Source organism: Mesorhizobium sp. M0761 (assembly GCF_040320205.1).
In the GTDB taxonomy this organism is placed as follows: Bacteria; Pseudomonadota; Alphaproteobacteria; order Rhizobiales; family Rhizobiaceae; genus Mesorhizobium.
On the sequence record NZ_JAMYPF010000003.1, the window covers coordinates 212616 to 227648 of the forward strand.

15 protein-coding genes are annotated in these 15033 nt (G+C 62.7%); 14 read left to right on the forward strand and 1 reads right to left on the reverse strand.

Annotation, left to right across the window (positions count from 1 at the left end):
- The first annotated feature begins 29 nt into the window (after window positions 1-29).
- From NKI32_RS06315 to NKI32_RS06355, 9 genes are all read left to right on the forward strand, one after another.
- Window positions 30-830, forward strand: a complete 801-nt coding sequence (locus tag NKI32_RS06315; protein WP_023667690.1) for a segregation and condensation protein A — start codon at window positions 30-32, stop codon at window positions 828-830.
- On the forward strand, window positions 827-1594 hold the full coding sequence (gene scpB, locus NKI32_RS06320) for an SMC-Scp complex subunit ScpB (protein ID WP_023735290.1): 768 nt from the start codon (window positions 827-829) through the stop codon (window positions 1592-1594). The genes NKI32_RS06315 and scpB overlap by 4 nt, the downstream gene beginning before the upstream one ends.
- 180 nt (window positions 1595-1774) lie before the next feature.
- Entirely contained in the window at window positions 1775-1996 is a 222-nt protein-coding gene (locus NKI32_RS06325; protein WP_023681650.1) for a twin-arginine translocase TatA/TatE family subunit, read from the forward strand.
- An 86-nt stretch (window positions 1997-2082) separates the two neighbouring features.
- Complete coding sequence (gene tatB / locus NKI32_RS06330; RefSeq protein ID WP_023739014.1) at window positions 2083-2823, forward strand: Sec-independent protein translocase protein TatB; 741 nt, start codon at window positions 2083-2085, stop codon at window positions 2821-2823.
- Complete coding sequence (gene tatC, locus NKI32_RS06335; protein ID WP_023688219.1) at window positions 2820-3695, forward strand: twin-arginine translocase subunit TatC; 876 nt, start codon at window positions 2820-2822, stop codon at window positions 3693-3695. Before tatB ends, tatC begins: the two co-directional genes overlap by 4 nt.
- Before the next feature lie 109 nt (window positions 3696-3804).
- A complete protein-coding gene (gene serS / locus NKI32_RS06340; RefSeq protein WP_023667685.1) occupies window positions 3805-5109 on the forward strand; it encodes a serine--tRNA ligase in 1305 nt (434 codons plus the stop codon).
- Window positions 5109-5870, forward strand: coding sequence for a 5'/3'-nucleotidase SurE (surE, locus tag NKI32_RS06345; RefSeq protein ID WP_023710683.1), 762 nt, complete (start codon window positions 5109-5111; stop codon window positions 5868-5870). Before serS ends, surE begins: the two co-directional genes overlap by 1 nt.
- 26 nt (window positions 5871-5896) lie before the next feature.
- Window positions 5897-6550: a protein-L-isoaspartate(D-aspartate) O-methyltransferase gene (locus NKI32_RS06350; RefSeq protein WP_023667683.1), complete on the forward strand. Its 654-nt coding sequence runs from the start codon at window positions 5897-5899 to the stop codon at window positions 6548-6550.
- Window positions 6551-6874: 324 nt separating this feature from the next.
- Window positions 6875-8374, forward strand: coding sequence for a peptidoglycan DD-metalloendopeptidase family protein (locus tag NKI32_RS06355; RefSeq protein WP_023688223.1), 1500 nt, complete (start codon window positions 6875-6877; stop codon window positions 8372-8374).
- Window positions 8375-8474: 100 nt separating this feature from the next.
- On the opposite strand, the gene NKI32_RS06360 is transcribed toward NKI32_RS06355, so the two are convergent.
- Window positions 8475-9350, reverse strand: coding sequence for an ATP-binding protein (locus tag NKI32_RS06360; protein WP_023688224.1), 876 nt, complete (start codon window positions 9348-9350; stop codon window positions 8475-8477).
- Window positions 9351-9621: 271 nt separating this feature from the next.
- Between NKI32_RS06360 and yajC the strand changes: the two genes are divergently transcribed.
- The 5 genes from yajC (at window position 9622) to NKI32_RS06385 (ending at window position 15033) form a co-directional block, all read left to right on the forward strand.
- The gene (yajC, locus tag NKI32_RS06365; RefSeq protein ID WP_023667680.1) at window positions 9622-9969 is read left to right on the forward strand and encodes a preprotein translocase subunit YajC; all 348 of its coding nucleotides are present in this window, start codon (window positions 9622-9624) and stop codon (window positions 9967-9969) included.
- Between the two features lie 53 nt (window positions 9970-10022).
- Window positions 10023-11018, forward strand: coding sequence for a SecDF P1 head subdomain-containing protein (locus NKI32_RS06370; protein WP_023688225.1), 996 nt, complete (start codon window positions 10023-10025; stop codon window positions 11016-11018).
- Window positions 11019-11235: 217 nt separating this feature from the next.
- Window positions 11236-13788: a protein translocase subunit SecDF gene (secDF, locus tag NKI32_RS06375; protein ID WP_023667677.1), complete on the forward strand. Its 2553-nt coding sequence runs from the start codon at window positions 11236-11238 to the stop codon at window positions 13786-13788.
- An 11-nt stretch (window positions 13789-13799) separates the two neighbouring features.
- A complete protein-coding gene (locus tag NKI32_RS06380) occupies window positions 13800-14189 on the forward strand; it encodes an Mth938-like domain-containing protein (RefSeq protein ID WP_023688226.1) in 390 nt (129 codons plus the stop codon).
- Window positions 14190-14214: 25 nt separating this feature from the next.
- Window positions 14215-15033, forward strand: a complete 819-nt coding sequence (locus NKI32_RS06385) for a phytoene/squalene synthase family protein (protein WP_023751547.1) — start codon at window positions 14215-14217, stop codon at window positions 15031-15033.

The following is a 15033-nucleotide window of genomic DNA, read 5'->3' on the forward strand; positions in this document are numbered from 1 at the left end:
TGGACAGCAAGGCTGCGAAGGCCGCACCGATGGACCGTCTGTGGGCCGAGAACGACGATTCACGGGTCACCGGCGACCCGTCGCTTGTCGTCGACGTCGCCGGGTTCGAAGGTCCGCTCGACCTCTTGCTGCATCTCGCCCGCAACCAAAAGGTCGATCTGTCGCGGATTTCCATCTTGGCGCTGGTCGAGCAGTATCTGACCTTCGTCGAGACGGCGAGGGCGCTAAGGCTTGAGCTTGCCGCCGACTACCTGGTGATGGCGGCGTGGCTGGCCTTCCTCAAGTCGAAGCTCCTCATCCCCAAGCAGCCCGGCGAGGAAGGCGAAAGCGGCGAGGAACTGGCCGCGGTGCTGCAGTTCCGGCTGAAGCGTCTGGAGGCCATGCGCGACGCCTCGGCAAGGCTGGTCAACCGCAACCGGCTCGGCCGCGACGTGTTTGCACGCGGCATGCCTGAAATGGTCATCGTCGAGAAGCGTAACGCCTATTCGGCCTCGCTCTACGATTTGCTCACCGCCTATGCGCAGCAGCGCCAGAAACAGGCGATCACCAATGTGACAATTGCCCGGCGTGGCGTGTGGTCGCTCAAGGATGCGCGCGATATCCTGACCCGGCTGATCGGCTCGCTGCGCGACTGGACGGCGCTGGACAGCTATCTGATCAATTACCTGACCAGCCCGGACGAACGGCGTACCGCGATTGCCAGCTCGTTTGCGGCGTCGCTGGAACTGGTGCGCGAAGGCAGCATCGAGATGCGGCAGGACCAGGTGTTCGCGCCGCTCTATCTGCGCGGCCGCGCGCAGCCAATCAAGGCAGTCGAGGTGGCATCATGAGCGAACGCGCCAACGCTTCGGTCATTCCGTTCAAGGTCGAAGAAGAGACCGAGGAGGGCATTATCGCCCAGGACCCGACTGATACCCTGCTTCTGAATCCTGGCGAACGGCTGCATATGGCCGAAGCCATACGCATGGCCGAGGCGATTGTGTTCGCCAGCGCCGAGCCGGTCAGCGAAAAGCAGCTCGCAGCCAGATTGCCCGACGGCATCAGCATAGCCGCTGCCATGGCTGAGCTGCAGCAGATCTATGCGCGGCGCGGCGTCAATCTGGTCCGGGTCGGCGATGCCTGGGCTTTCCGTACCGCCGGCGATCTCGCCTTCCTGATGAGCCGCGACACGGTGCAGCAGCGCAAGCTGTCGCGCGCGGCGCTCGAAGTGCTGGCGATCATCGCCTACCACCAGCCGGTGACGCGCGCCGAGATCGAGGACATCAGAGGCGTCGAGACCTCGAAGGGCACGCTGGATACGCTGCTCGAAACGGAATGGGTGCGCATGCGCGGCCGCCGCCGCACGCCCGGCCGTCCCGTCACCTACGGCACGACAGACACTTTCCTCGACCATTTCGCACTGGAGGATATCCGCGATCTTCCCGGCATGGACGAACTGAAGGGGGCAGGGCTGCTTTCCGGCCGAATGCCGTCGAATTTCGCCATCCCGTTGCCGCCGGCCGATCCGGACGCCCTGACCGAGGACGAGGATGCGTTGACCGACATCGATCTCGAGGAACTCGGCCTGCTGACGCCGCGCGTCACGGAAGATTGACCGCAAGCGGCTGTCAAAAAGCTGCATTGCTGCGGTAGATGCGCCGATTGGTAGCGGGCAGCTTTGCCGAAAATGCGTGACATAAGCCGCGCCTTCATAAACTTTGTCGCTGTTGTGTTTGAATCCCAACGCGAAAACGCATAGATCATCGCCAGGGAAAACATTCGAGAGAGAGTTACAATGGGTTCATTTTCGATTTGGCACTGGATGATCGTGCTGGTGATCGTGCTGCTGGTGTTCGGCCGCGGCAAGATACCCGAGTTGATGGGCGACATGGCCAAGGGCATCAAGAGCTTCAAGAAGGGCATGGCCGACGACGATACCGCCGAAGACAAGCGCACCGTCGAGCACCGCCCGGACGAGACCGTTTCGGCAGTGAAGGAAAAGGCCAGCAAGAGCTGAGCCGAAGGTTGTTGCTTTTGTGCAAGTCGTTGTCCCAAAACCGCTTCGCACTTTTGGGCGACAAGCACTAGTCGGAACTGATTGCCATGTTTGAAGTCGGCTGGACCGAAATGCTGGTGATCGCGATCGTCATGATCGTGGTCGTCGGACCCAAGGATTTGCCCAATATGCTGCGCACCTTCGGCCGCACGACGGCGAAGCTGCGTGCCATGGCCTCCGACTTCCAGAAGCAGTTCAACGAGGCGTTGAAGGAAGCCGAGCTCGACGACGTCAAGAAGTCTGTCGATACGCTGCGCGGCCTCAATCCGGCGGCCGAGATTCGCAAGCAGCTCAATCCGTTCGAACAGGCGGCAGCCGAGGTTCGCTCCGGCGTCGATGCGGTGATGAAGCCGAAGCCCGCCGTCGACCCCTCAACGCCCGCGGCAGAAACACCACAGCCGGCCGAGCCGCTCAAGAACGGCGCGACGGTGATGCCGGGTGTCAACGGACCGGAAACAGCGCCGGCGGCGCCGATCCTTCCGGCGATGACCGATCAGGCGGTGGTGACACCGGGTGCAGCAACAGCAGCGCCACGAAACGCGCGCGCCAAGGGGGCTGCGATATCAAAGGCCCCGGCAACCAAAACAGCGGCAGCCAAGGCAGCACCGGCAAAGCCGGCGCCTGCGGCGAAGGTTGCGGCCAAGCCGTCAGCGGCGCCCGCCAAGGCTGCACCTGGAAAAGCCGCCACCAAGCCCGCTGCTGCACCGAAGGCAGTCGCAAAGGCTGAGCCGAAGCTTGCGCCGGCCACGAAGCCCGCGTCCAAGAAGACGGCGGGGGCCGCCAAGTGAGCATTACGGATAGCGAAAAGGACGAGATCGAGAAGTCGTCGGCTCCGCTGATGGAGCATCTGATCGAACTGCGCCGGCGGCTGATCTGGTCGATCGGCGGTTTCTTCGTCGCCTTCCTCGTCTGCTTCTTCTTTGCCAAGAAGCTGTTCAATCTTTTGGTCGTTCCGTTCAAGTGGGCCACGCAGTGGGCCGGGCTCGATCCGCACAAGGTCGAGCTGATCTATACGGCGCCGCAGGAATTCTTCTTCACCCAGGTCAAGCTCGCCATGTTCGGCGGCATGGTCATCGCCTTTCCGCTGATCGCCACGCAGATCTACAAATTCATCGCGCCAGGCCTCTACAAGAACGAACGCAACGCCTTCCTGCCGTTCCTTATCGCATCGCCGATCCTGTTCCTGATGGGAGCGTCGCTGGTCTATTTCTTCTTCACGCCGATGGTGATGTGGTTCTTCCTCGCCATGCAGCAGGCCGGCACCGACGACCAGGTGCAGATTTCGCTGCTGCCGAAAGTGTCGGAATATCTCAGCCTGATCATGACGCTGATCTTCTCCTTCGGCCTGGTGTTCCAGCTGCCGGTGGTGACCAGCCTGATGACGCGCGTCGGCATGCTGTCGTCGAAGGCGCTGGCCGAGAAGCGCAAATGGGCGATCGTCATCGCCTTCGTCGTCGCGGCGGTGCTGACGCCGCCTGATCCGATGAGCCAGATCGGTTTGGCCATCCCGACCATCCTGCTCTACGAGGTGTCGATCTGGGCGGCCCGGCTGATCGAGCGCGATCAGGTCAAGCAGAAGCTGGCGCGCGAGAAGCAGGAAGCCGCCGAAGCCGTGGCCGAAAAGGCGGCGGACGCGTCCTCAAAGCAGGCTCCTTCATAGGCCGTCGCGTTCGGGTATCCGCGTTAGCGGAAAAACGCGACAGCCGCCATCTTGCATCGATGAAGGATGCGGTTTACGCCCTCAGGCCTTAGCTCGAGGACGACCAACCATGCTTGATATCAAATGGATTCGCGACAACCCGAAGGCCCTTGTCGAGGCGCTGGCCAAGCGCTCGTGGTCGGCTGACGAGGCGCAGTCCACGGTCGATGAGCTAATCAAGAAGGACGAAGCGCGGCGCGAGCACGTCACCGAGCTGCAGACCAAGCAGGAACGCCGCAACGCCGCCTCGAAGGAGATCGGCAACGCCATGCGTTCGGGCGACACGGCACTTGCCGAAAAGCTCAAGGCCGAAGTCGGCGATATCAAGACCTTCATCCAGAATGGCGAGGCGCGCGAGCGCGAGCTCGACAAGACGCTGAACGATGCGCTGGCGGTGCTGCCGAATGTGCCGCTCGACGACGTGCCGGTCGGCAAGGACGAGCACGACAATGTCGTCAAGCATATCGTCGGCGAGGTGCCGACCCGGCCGAACTGGGTGAAGGAGCATTTCGAGATCGGCGAAGCGCTCGGCATGATGGATTTCGAGCGGGCGGCAAAGCTGTCGGGATCACGCTTCACCGTGCTGAAGAGCGGGCTGGCGCGGATGGAGCGCGCCATCGGCCAGTTCATGCTCGATCTGCACACGACCGAGCATGGCTATGAAGAAGTCATCCCGCCACTGATGGTGCGCGACGAAGTGCTTTTCGGGACCAACCAGCTGCCGAAATTCGAGGACGATCTGTTCTTCGTGCAGCATGGCGATGGCCGGCTCGGGTTGATTCCAACCGCCGAGGTCCCGCTCACCAACCTGGTGCGCGAAGAAATCACGGCCCATGAAAAGCTGCCGCTGCGCTATACGGCGCTGACGCCGTGCTTTCGCTCGGAAGCGGGCTCCGCCGGCCGCGACACGCGCGGCATGTTGCGCCAGCACCAGTTCTATAAGGTCGAGCTGGTCTCGGTCACCGACCAGGAGTCTTCGCTCGCCGAGCACGAGCGGATGACGCAGTGCGCGGAAGAGGTGCTGAAGCGACTGGAGCTGCCGTTCCGCACCATGGTCCTGTGCACGGGCGACATGGGGTTTGGCGCGCGCAAGACCTACGACATCGAGGTCTGGCTGCCCGGCCAGAACGCCTATCGCGAAATCTCGTCCTGCTCGGTCTGCGGCGACTTCCAGGCCAGGCGCATGGATGCCCGCTACAAGGACCGGGATGGCAAGGGCAACCGCTTTGTGCACACGCTGAACGGTTCGGGCACCGCTGTCGGCCGTGCGCTGATTGCCGTCATCGAAAACTACCAGAATGAGGATGGCAGCGTAACCATTCCTGAAGTGCTGCGGCCTTATATGGGCGGTCTGGCGAAGATCGAATCGAAGTAATGCGCATCCTTCTGACCAATGATGACGGCATCCATGCCGAGGGCCTGGCGTCGCTCGAACGCATCGCCCGCACGCTGTCGGACGATGTCTGGGTCGTGGCGCCGGAGCAGGACCAGTCCGGCTACGCGCACTCGCTGTCGATCTCGGAGCCGCTCCGGCTGCGCAAGATCGGCGAGAAACACTACGCCGTGCGCGGCACGCCGACCGACTGCGTCATCATGGGCGTCAAGAAGATCCTGCCTGGCGCGCCGGACCTGATCCTGTCCGGTGTCAATTCCGGCGCCAACATCGCCGACGACGTCACCTATTCCGGCACCGTCGCCGGCGCCATGGAAGGCGCGCTGCTCGGCATCCGCTCGATCGCACTCAGCCAGGGTTATTCCTATGTCGGCGAGGACCGCGTCGTTCCCTATGAGACCACCGAGGCGCTGGCGCCGGCGTTGCTGAAAAAGCTCGTCGCCATGCCGCTGCCGGACGGCGTGCTGCTCAACGTCAACTTTCCCAACTGCCTCCCTGACGAGGTTGCCGGCACCGTCGTGACGTCGCAGGGCAAGCTGGTGCACAGCCTTTGGGTCGACGAGCGCCGCGACGGGCGCGGCCTGCCTTATTACTGGCTGCGCTTCGGCCGCGAGCCGGTCGAGGGCAAGCAGGGCACCGATCTCCATGCTCTGCGCAACCGGCTCGTGTCTGTGACGCCGCTGCAGCTTGACCTCACCGCGCATGAAATCCGTGACCAACTGACCAAGGCGCTGTCTGAATAAGGTGTTCGCATGAAGAAGGTTCTGGCATGAACTTGCCGCTCGACGATCGCGAGGGTTTTGCCGCTTTCCTGCTGCGCCTGCGCGGCCAAGGCGCGGTGCCGAAGGCGCTGATCGCAGCCTTCGAGGCGACGCCGCGGCGCGGCTTCCTCAACGGCCAGTTCCATTCCATCGCCTGGTCGGACGGCATGCTGCCGATCGAATGCGGCGAGGCGATCGAGGGCGCCGATCTGCAGGCGGCGGTGATTGCGGCCCTGGCAATAGAGCCCGGCAACCGGGTGCTGGAGATCGGCACCGGCTCGGGCTACACGGCAGCGGTGATGTCGCGGCTCGCGGCGCGCATCGTCAGCGTCGACCGCTACAAAACGCTGGCCGAGCAGGCCAGGCAACGCTTCGAGGCGCTCGGCATCGGCAATGTCATCGTGCGCCAGGCCGACGGTTCCAACGGGCTTGCCAATGAAGCGCCGTTCGACCGCATCGTAGCCTGGGCGGCTTTCGACAGCCTGCCGCGCTTCCTGCTCGACCAATTGTCGAGCGGCGGCATCGTCATTGCCCCGATCGGGCCGGAGGAGGGCGAGCAGGTGCTGGCCAAGCTGACCAAGGTCGGCAGCCGCTTCGAGCGCGAGGATATCGGCACCGTGCGCCTGCAGCCGATCCTGCGCAGCGTCGCGGCGGTTATTTAGGTGCGCTGATATTCATGTGAGGCCGGCCTGCAAATGGCAGGTTCCTGCGCTTCCGGTGCTCACATGTTTGAGTACGCTCCGCTCCGGCCTTCGCCGGTCGAAGCCGTCATAAATGCCTCCGCTCTATGAAGGCTACGGCCGGCGTAGGCCGGTTCTCAGAACCTGTCATTTTCGACTCGGCCTGACCTGAATCTCAACGCACCTTCGGCGCGTTCGAAAATGTTTTAAGAAAATTTGCGTCTGATTCTATGGGGTTAACCCGCCAGTAACATTAACGCGCTTTAATCATGACCAGTGTGTACCGGGTCTGTGCGGGTTAGTGCGATGCAATTCAGTGTTTTGAAGGCAAACGGGCGTACTCTGTCGCGGGGCTGCGCTGTCCTCATGCTAGCCGGAGTGGCGGCGGGGTGTAGCTCCCAAGTCTCGCGGTTCAATGGTGTCGACGACGTCTTCACCTCCTCGACCAACAATCAGCGCGCCATCATCGACAAGCAGAGCACCGCTCAGCCCTATCCGGGCGATGTGGCGGCCGAGCCGATCGCTGCGGCACCTGTCGATGGCAGCCATAACCAGTCGGTCAGCCGCTCCAGCCTGGAGCCGGTCACCGTCCAGCAGCTGCCGCCGCCGAGCGCGCCCAAAGCTGCTCCGATGCGTACCGCTTCCGCGCCGGCGCTTGCACCGGCACCGCATGTCGACAGAACGACTACCGGCACCGTCCAGCCGGCGAGGCCGTTCAAGAATGCCGGTGACTCCGATCCGAAACCAGTTGCGGCTGGTACGCCGCATGCGACCGAGATCGTGGTCAGCGACGGCGAGACCATTTCCGGCATCGCTCATCGCTATCATGTGCCCGCCGACGTGATCATGAAGGTCAACGGCTTGAGCGCCACCAAGGGGCTGAAGACCGGTCAGAAACTGGTCATCCCGGCCTATGCCTATTCAAGCAAGGGGACAGAGCCGAAACTTGCCGACGGCAAGCCGGCAAACAGCCCCAAGGCGCCGGCGCCGGAAAAGGTCGCCGTGCTGCCGCAGCAGCCGAAACTCAAGGACGGCAAGTCCGCCGCGCAGGTTGACGCTTCGGCAGCGAACAAGCCGAAGACCGACAAGCCGGCGCAGACGGCCTCGGCCGCGCCAAAGGCCGGCGCGGGCACCTACACGGTCCAGTCAGGCGACACCATGTCCTCCATCGCCAGGAAGACCGGCGTTGGCGTCGTGGTGCTGAAGCAGGCGAACGGCATGCAGGACGGCCTGCTCAAGATCGGCCAGACGCTGAAGGTTCCGGCAGGTGGCACCGCAACGGTCGCCAGCGCCAAGCCGGCCAAAGTTGATCCGGTGACGACCGCGACCACCCAACCGGCGGCAAAGCCGACGGAGACACTCGCCACCTACACGCCGCCGAAGAAGGACGCCAAGGTTATCCAGCAGGCCGAGGACGACGATGCTGTTGCGCCCGATGCCACCGGCATCGGCAAGATGCGTTGGCCGGTGCGTGGCCGCGTCATCTCCAATTTTGGTGGCGGCAAGGATGGTGTCGACATCGCCGTGCCTGAGGGGACGCCGGTCAAGGCGGCCGAAAACGGCGTGGTCATCTATGCCGGCGACGGCCTCAAGGAATTCGGCAATACGGTTCTGGTGCGCCACGAAAACGGGCTGGTCACCGTCTATGGTCACGCCAGGTCGATCGAGGTGCAGCGCGGCCAGAAGGTCAAGCGCGGCCAGGAAATCGCGCTGTCGGGCATGAGCGGGACCACCGACTCGCCGAAACTGCACTTCGAAGTGCGCAAGAACTCGGCCCCGGTCGACCCCTCTGGCTATCTCGAATAGAACAATAAACGTTTTGCAGGCCGTCTGACCTCCAGTCCGGCCCGCCGGCTCAGCCCGCTCCGCAAGGGGCGGGCTTTTTCAGTGACCTGACGGAAATCAATCAGTCGTTCAGCGGCTTGCCGAGCCGGCCGGCCAGATCCTGGGTGAACTGCCAGGCGACGCGGCCCGAGCGGCTGCCGCGCGTCGTTGCCCATTCCAGCGCCTCGGCGCGCAGCTGCTCCGGGTCGATAGTGAGCCCGTGATGGCTGGCATAGCTGTTGACCATGTCGAGATATTCGTCCTGCGAACATTTGTGGAAGCCGAGCCACAGGCCGAAACGGTCGGACAGCGAAACCTTTTCCTCGACCGCCTCGGACGGGTTGATGGCGGTCGAGCGCTCATTGTCGATCATGTCGCGCGGCAACAGGTGCCGGCGGTTCGACGTGGCGTAGAAGATGACATTGGCCGGGCGGCCCTCGACGCCGCCTTCAAGGGCTGCCTTCAGCGACTTGTAGGAGGTGTCGTCATGGTCGAAGGAGAGGTCGTCGCAAAACAGGATGAAGCGAAACGGCGCCGCCTTCAGCAGGCCCATCAGCCTGGGCAGCGTGTCGATATCCTCGCGATGGATCTCGATCAGCTTGAGCGGCAGGTCGGATTTGGCCTGGGCGTTGATCTGCGCATGCACGGCCTTGACCAGCGAGGATTTGCCCATGCCGCGCGCACCCCACAACAACACATTGTTGGCGGCATGGCCGGCGGCGAAGCGTTCCGTGTTTTCGACCAGAATGTCGCGCACGCGGTCGACGCCGCGGATCAGGCCGATGTCGACGCGGTTGACCTTGCGCACCGGCTCGAGATAGCCGGGGTCGGCCTGCCAGACGAAGCAATCGGCAACCGCAAGATCGGTTTGCGGCACCGGCGGCGGGGCGAGGCGGGTGACCGCCTCGATCAGGCGGTCGAGCTTTTGGTTCAGGGCCTCGATGGTGCTGTCGGTCATGTCTCGTCTTTTATGTTTCCGCACGAACGTGCGTAGGGGCCGAAATCGTCTTGATCCGGGCGAGATAGAAACTGGTTCCAAGCTTTTGTTTGGGCATGATCTTTTGCGAAAACCACGCCCGTATTCCGGGAGCATGCTCTAACACGGGTCAACCGGCCGGAAAAGCAGCTGAAAGCCCGGCCGCGCAGTTGCATTGGTAACTTTACCCACTATATTCCGGCCAAATTTGGCGAGGCCGCCCTACGGCCTTCTTCGTAACCAGGAGTTCTTGATGTTCGTCACACCGGCATACGCCCAAGCTACCGGAACTCCGCTTGGTCCGTTCGGGGATATCGGCATGATACTCCCGTTCGTTCTGATCTTCGTGATCATGTATTTCCTCATCATCCGGCCGCAGCGCGCCCAGTTGAAGAAGCGCCAGGAGATGATCTCGGCCGTGCGCCGTGGCGACACGGTCATCACCGGCGGCGGCTTCGTCGGCAAGGTGACCAAGGTGATCGACGACAATGAGCTTGAGATCGACCTCGGCGGCGGCACCAAGGTGACGGCGCTGCGCTCGACGATCGCCGATGTTCGGGTCAAGGGCGAGCCGGTGGCCAACCAGAACGCCAAGAAGTAAGCCAGTTTCCCAAGCGGAGCGATCCGCGGGCAGAGCTCTGACAAAGACGGCGTATGGTCCATTTTTCGCGCCTGAAAATGATCCTGATCTGGCTTGCTATGGCCACAATGCTCGTCGACGCGCCCAGTCTTCACGCTGCCGGCGCGGACGTGCTGCTTCGATTGGACGCGACCGATGTGATCGATCGCCGGTTGGAGGCGACGCGTGACGAAATCAGGACGCTGCTGCGCGATGCAAGGATCGGCTATACTGGTCTTGCTAAGTCGGGTCGGGCCGTTCAGGTGCATATCACCGACGCCGCTCAGGTCGGCGCGGCCAAGATGGCATTGGAGGCGGTGACTGATCCTGTCCTTGGCAGCGCTGGTCCGGTCCAGGAAGTGATCCTGGATGATACCGGAGCAGCGTTGCTCAAGTTCACGGTAACAGACACAGGTATCAAGTATCGGATGTCGATCGCGCTTGCGCAGTCGATCGTGGTCATTAAGAATCGCCTGCGTGATCTAGGTGTAGCCGACCCAGTAGTGCGGCCAGAGGGCGAAGACGGTATGCTGGTCCGGACCTCGGGCGTTGCGGATTTGCAAAGGCTGAGGAGAATTCTCACCCGAACCGGAATGCTGACTTTTCAGTGGGTTGATGAGTCGATGCCGGTCGCTGATGCGATCAATGGCCGGACGCCCGCTGGCTCGGTGGTGGTTTATTCGAAGGACGATCCACCGGTTCCCTATCTGGTTGAGAGCCGAACGATCGTTTCCAGTGACGACATTGTCAATGCTCAGGCGACTCCCAACTCCGTCACAAATGAGCCGGCGGTTTCGTTCACCTTCGATTCCAGGGCAACGGCACGCGTTGCGCAGGCGACCTCGCAGAATGTCGGCAAGCTATTTGCGATGATCCTCGACAACCAAGTGCTTTCGGTGCCAGTCGTCCGCGAGCCAATTCTTAACGGCCGCGGCCAGATATCGGGCAACCTTACAAAGGAGAACGCCGATGATCTGGCCTTGCTTTTGCGTTCCGGACCGATGCCTGCACAATTGAAAATAGTCGAGTAGCGCACGATAGCGCCCGGCGGTGATCAGAATTAGAATGGAACCGACAGAGGCGATTGACGCCGAAACCGCTGCCGGCGGCAGCGCCAAATTGACCTCAGCGCGCTCGACAATCGGCGAAGTGCGGGTTAAGGGCGAGCCGGTGGCAAATAAGAACGCCAAGAAATAACCGAATTGTCGGCGGAACGATCCGCCAGTACGCCCTGACGGACAACGCCATATGCTGTATTTTTCGCGCCTGAAGATGATCCTGATCTGGATCGCCGTGGCCGTCACATTCATCCTTGCCGCGCCAAATCTCTTCCCGGCCAGCACATTGGCGCAATTGCCCAACTGGGTGCCGAAGCGGCAGATGACGCTTGGTCTCGATCTGCAGGGCGGTTCGCACATCCTCTTGCAGATGGACCAGAACGACCTGGTCAAGGCGCAGCTGGAAACGACGCGCGACGAGATCCGCACGCTGCTGCGCGATGCCAAGGTGGGCTATACCGGCCTTGGCGGCACCGGCAGGACCGTACAAGTGCGCATCACCGATCCAACCCAGATCGATGCCGCCAAGGCGGCGCTTAAGCCGCTGACCGATCCGGTCGCCGCCGGCCTGTTCACCGGTGGCTCCATCCAGGAGATGTCCCTGGATGATTCCGAAGCCGGGCTGCTCAAATTCACCGTCACCGACGCCGGCATCAAATACCGCACCTCGGCCGCATTGGCGCAGTCGATCGAAGTCGTCGAGCGTCGCGTCAACGAACTCGGCACCACCGAGCCGATCGTGCAGCGGCAGGGCGACGACCGTGTACTCGTCCAGGTGCCGGGCCTGCAGGATCCGCAAAGGCTGAAGGAGATCATCGGCCAGACCGCCAAGATGACCTTCCAGATGGTCGATACCTCGATGTCGGTGCAGGATGCGCTGAACGGCCGCCCGCCGGCAGGCTCCTCGGTGCTTTATTCGCAGGACGATCCGCCGGTTCCGTATCTGGTGGAAAATCGCGTCATCGTGTCCGGTGAAGATCTTGCCAAGGCGACGGCAACCTATGATTCCCGAAACAACGAGCCGGTGGTTTCGTTCGTCTTCAACTCGCGCGGTGCGACACGATTCGGCCAGGCGACGCAGCAGAATGTCGGCAAGCCGTTCGCCATCATCCTCGACAATCAGGTGATTTCGGCGCCGGTGATCCGCGAACCGATCCTCGGCGGCAGCGGCCAGATCTCAGGCAATTTCACCGCCGAAAGCGCCAACGACCTCGCCGTGCTGCTGCGCGCCGGCGCGCTGCCGGCAAAGCTGACCGTGATCGAAGAACGCACCGTCGGCCCGGGCCTCGGCCAGGATTCGATCCATGCCGGCAAGGTCGCCGGCATCATCGGCTCCATTCTCGTCGTCGCCTTCATGTTCGTCGCCTACGGACTTCTCGGCTTCCTCGCCAACATTGCGCTCGCCGTGCACGTGGCGATGATCGTCGGGGTCTTGTCGCTGCTTGGCGCGACACTGACCTTGCCCGGCATTGCCGGTATCGTGCTGACCATCGGCATGGCGGTCGATTCCAACGTGCTGATCTATGAGCGTATCCGAGAGGAGCGACGGGCCGGCCGTTCGGTCATCCAGTCGATCGACACAGGCTTCACCAAGGCGTTGGCGACCATCGTGGATTCCAACGTGACGTCGCTGATTGCCACGGTCGTGCTGTTCTATCTCGGCACCGGACCGGTCAAGGGCTTCGCCATCACCTATGCCATCGGCATTTTGACCACGGTGTTCACCGCCTTCACCTTCACCCGTCTGCTGGTGTCGATCTGGCTGCGCCGTGCGCGTCCGAAGGAATTGCCGCGTGCGCCGGTGACCTTCGTTCCGGCCGGCACGAAAATCCCGTTCATGGGCATCCGCCGCTGGACGTTCGCACTGTCCAGCCTGCTGTCGATCGCGTCGGTTATCGGATTCCTGACCATCGACATCAACTACGGCATCGACTTCAAGGGCGGCTCGATCATCGAGGTGCAGTCCAAGCAAGGCGACGCCGATATTGGCGATATCAGAAGCCGGCTGTCGGAGCTCAATATCGGTGAAGTGCAGGTCCAGCAATTCGGCGCGCCGAATGACGTGCTGATCCGCGTTGGCACCCAGGATGGCGGTGAGAACGCCGAGCAGACCGTCATCGACAAGGTGCGCGGCGAGCTGCAGGACAATTACGATTTCCGCCGCGTCGAGGTGGTGGGTCCCACCGTTTCGGGCGAACTGGCCAAGCAAGGCACGATTGCGATGATCATCGCGCTGATCGGCATCCTGGTCTATGTCTGGTTCCGCTTCGAATGGCAGTTCGCGGTCGGCGCAATCGTGGCGACGGTGCACGATGTGGTGATGACGCTGGGCTTCTTCGTCATCACCGGGCTCGAGTTCAACCAGTCTTCGCTGGCGGCGATCCTGACCATTATCGGCTATTCGCTCAACGACACGATCGTCGTCTATGACCGTGTTCGAGAAGATTTGCGAAAATACAAACGAATGCCGCTCCCACAATTGTTGAACAACGCCATCAACGAGACGCTGTCGAGAACGACGCTGACTTCGGTGACGACCATCCTGGCGCTGCTGGCGCTCGTGTTGTTCGGCGGCGAGGTGATCCGCTCGTTCACCATGGCGATGCTGTTCGGCGTCGTCTTCGGCACCTATTCGTCGATCTTCATCGCAGCGCCCTTGCTGATCCTGTTCAGGCTCAGGCCGCAGGGAGCGAGCGCCGATGAGGAGAAGCCGGTTGGTGGCGGCAAGGCCATGGCGACCTGACGGCTGCGCTGGTGGCAAAAGGCATCGTCATCCGCGAGGCGCATTTCCCCGGACGGGCGCCGATCGAAGCCTACGGCAATGGCGGCTTCCGCTTCGCCGACATGTCGCATCGCGGCTCGCTTCTTTGCCTGCCCTCCGGCATCCATGGCTGGGAGCCGGCCGATCCGCTGGCCCTGACGGCGGCGGATTTCGACCTGCTGCTGGCTGAGGCCGGCAAGGTCGAGATCCTGCTGGTCGGTACAGGCAAGGATTTGCGGCCCTTGCCGACAGCACTTCGGGCGGCGCTGAAAGCGGCTGGCATTGGCTCCGACCCGATGTCTACGGGGGCAGCGGTGCGGACCTACAATGTTCTGCTTGCCGAAGACCGCGCCGTGGCCGCGGCGCTCATCGCCGTCGACTGACGTGACCGATACAGCTGACATCGTCATGGAGACGGTGCGCGCCGGCGACCATGACCGCTATGTCAGCGCACTCTATGCACCGGCCAACAAGCGCGCGGCGCTGTTTTCGCTTTACGCCTTCAATGCCGAGATTGCGTCTGTCCGAGACCGCATCCACGAGGCATTGCCGGGCGAAGTGAGGCTGCAATGGTGGCGCGATGTCATCGCTGCTGAAGCCGCAGCCACAGGCAACCCGCTCGCCGATGCGCTGAAGGCGACGATTTCTGCCCATGGCCTGCCCAAAACTGCCTTCGACAACATGCTCGAGGCCCGCATCTTCGACCTCTATGACGATCCGATGCCGTCGCGCACCGATCTCGAGGGATATTGCGGCGAGACGGCGGCCGCGCTGATCCAGCTGGCGGCGATGGTGCTCGATCCCAATCAGGCGCCGCGCTTTGCCGAACTGGCGGGCAGGGCCGGCTGCGCCCAGGCGATGACCGGCCTGTTGCTGCTGTTGCCGCTGCATCGCCGACGCGGGCAATGCTTCGTGCCGGCGGATATCCTTGCAGCGGCCGGCTCGTCGCCGGAGGAGTTCGTCAGCGGCGACGGCGGCCCCGGCGCTCAGCGCGCGGTGGCTGCGATGATTGCATTGGCGCAGGAGCATCTCCGCGCTTTCGAGCAAGGGGCGTCCGCACTTCCGGAAACGCTGCGTCCGGCGTTCCTGCCGCTGGCGCTGACCAGCGCCTATCTCGGCAAGATGGCCAATGGCCGCTCGCCGCTTGGTGGCGCAGCCCGGCTTTCGGCTCTGCGCCGGCATTGGCTGTTGCTCAGGCGCGCAACGCGGGGTTGGCCAGCGAGTTGA

What these genes read in the sequence shown, in the direction of transcription:
- NKI32_RS06315 (WP_023667690.1), top strand. Translation starts at nt 30, where the DNA reads ATGGACCGTCTGTGGGCCGAGAACGACGATTCACGGGTCACCGGCGAC.
- scpB (WP_023735290.1), top strand. Translation starts at nt 827, where the DNA reads ATGAGCGAACGCGCCAACGCTTCGGTCATTCCGTTCAAGGTCGAAGAA.
- NKI32_RS06325 (WP_023681650.1), top strand. Translation starts at nt 1,775, where the DNA reads ATGGGTTCATTTTCGATTTGGCACTGGATGATCGTGCTGGTGATCGTG.
- tatB (WP_023739014.1), top strand. Translation starts at nt 2,083, where the DNA reads ATGTTTGAAGTCGGCTGGACCGAAATGCTGGTGATCGCGATCGTCATG.
- serS (WP_023667685.1), top strand. Translation starts at nt 3,805, where the DNA reads ATGCTTGATATCAAATGGATTCGCGACAACCCGAAGGCCCTTGTCGAG.
- surE (WP_023710683.1), top strand. Translation starts at nt 5,109, where the DNA reads ATGCGCATCCTTCTGACCAATGATGACGGCATCCATGCCGAGGGCCTG.
- NKI32_RS06350 (WP_023667683.1), top strand. Translation starts at nt 5,897, where the DNA reads ATGAACTTGCCGCTCGACGATCGCGAGGGTTTTGCCGCTTTCCTGCTG.
- NKI32_RS06355 (WP_023688223.1), top strand. Translation starts at nt 6,875, where the DNA reads ATGCAATTCAGTGTTTTGAAGGCAAACGGGCGTACTCTGTCGCGGGGC.
- NKI32_RS06360 (WP_023688224.1), bottom strand. Translation starts at nt 9,350, where the DNA reads ATGACCGACAGCACCATCGAGGCCCTGAACCAAAAGCTCGACCGCCTG.
- yajC (WP_023667680.1), top strand. Translation starts at nt 9,622, where the DNA reads ATGTTCGTCACACCGGCATACGCCCAAGCTACCGGAACTCCGCTTGGT.
- NKI32_RS06370 (WP_023688225.1), top strand. Translation starts at nt 10,023, where the DNA reads ATGGTCCATTTTTCGCGCCTGAAAATGATCCTGATCTGGCTTGCTATG.
- secDF (WP_023667677.1), top strand. Translation starts at nt 11,236, where the DNA reads ATGCTGTATTTTTCGCGCCTGAAGATGATCCTGATCTGGATCGCCGTG.
- NKI32_RS06385 (WP_023751547.1), top strand. Translation starts at nt 14,215, where the DNA reads ATGGAGACGGTGCGCGCCGGCGACCATGACCGCTATGTCAGCGCACTC.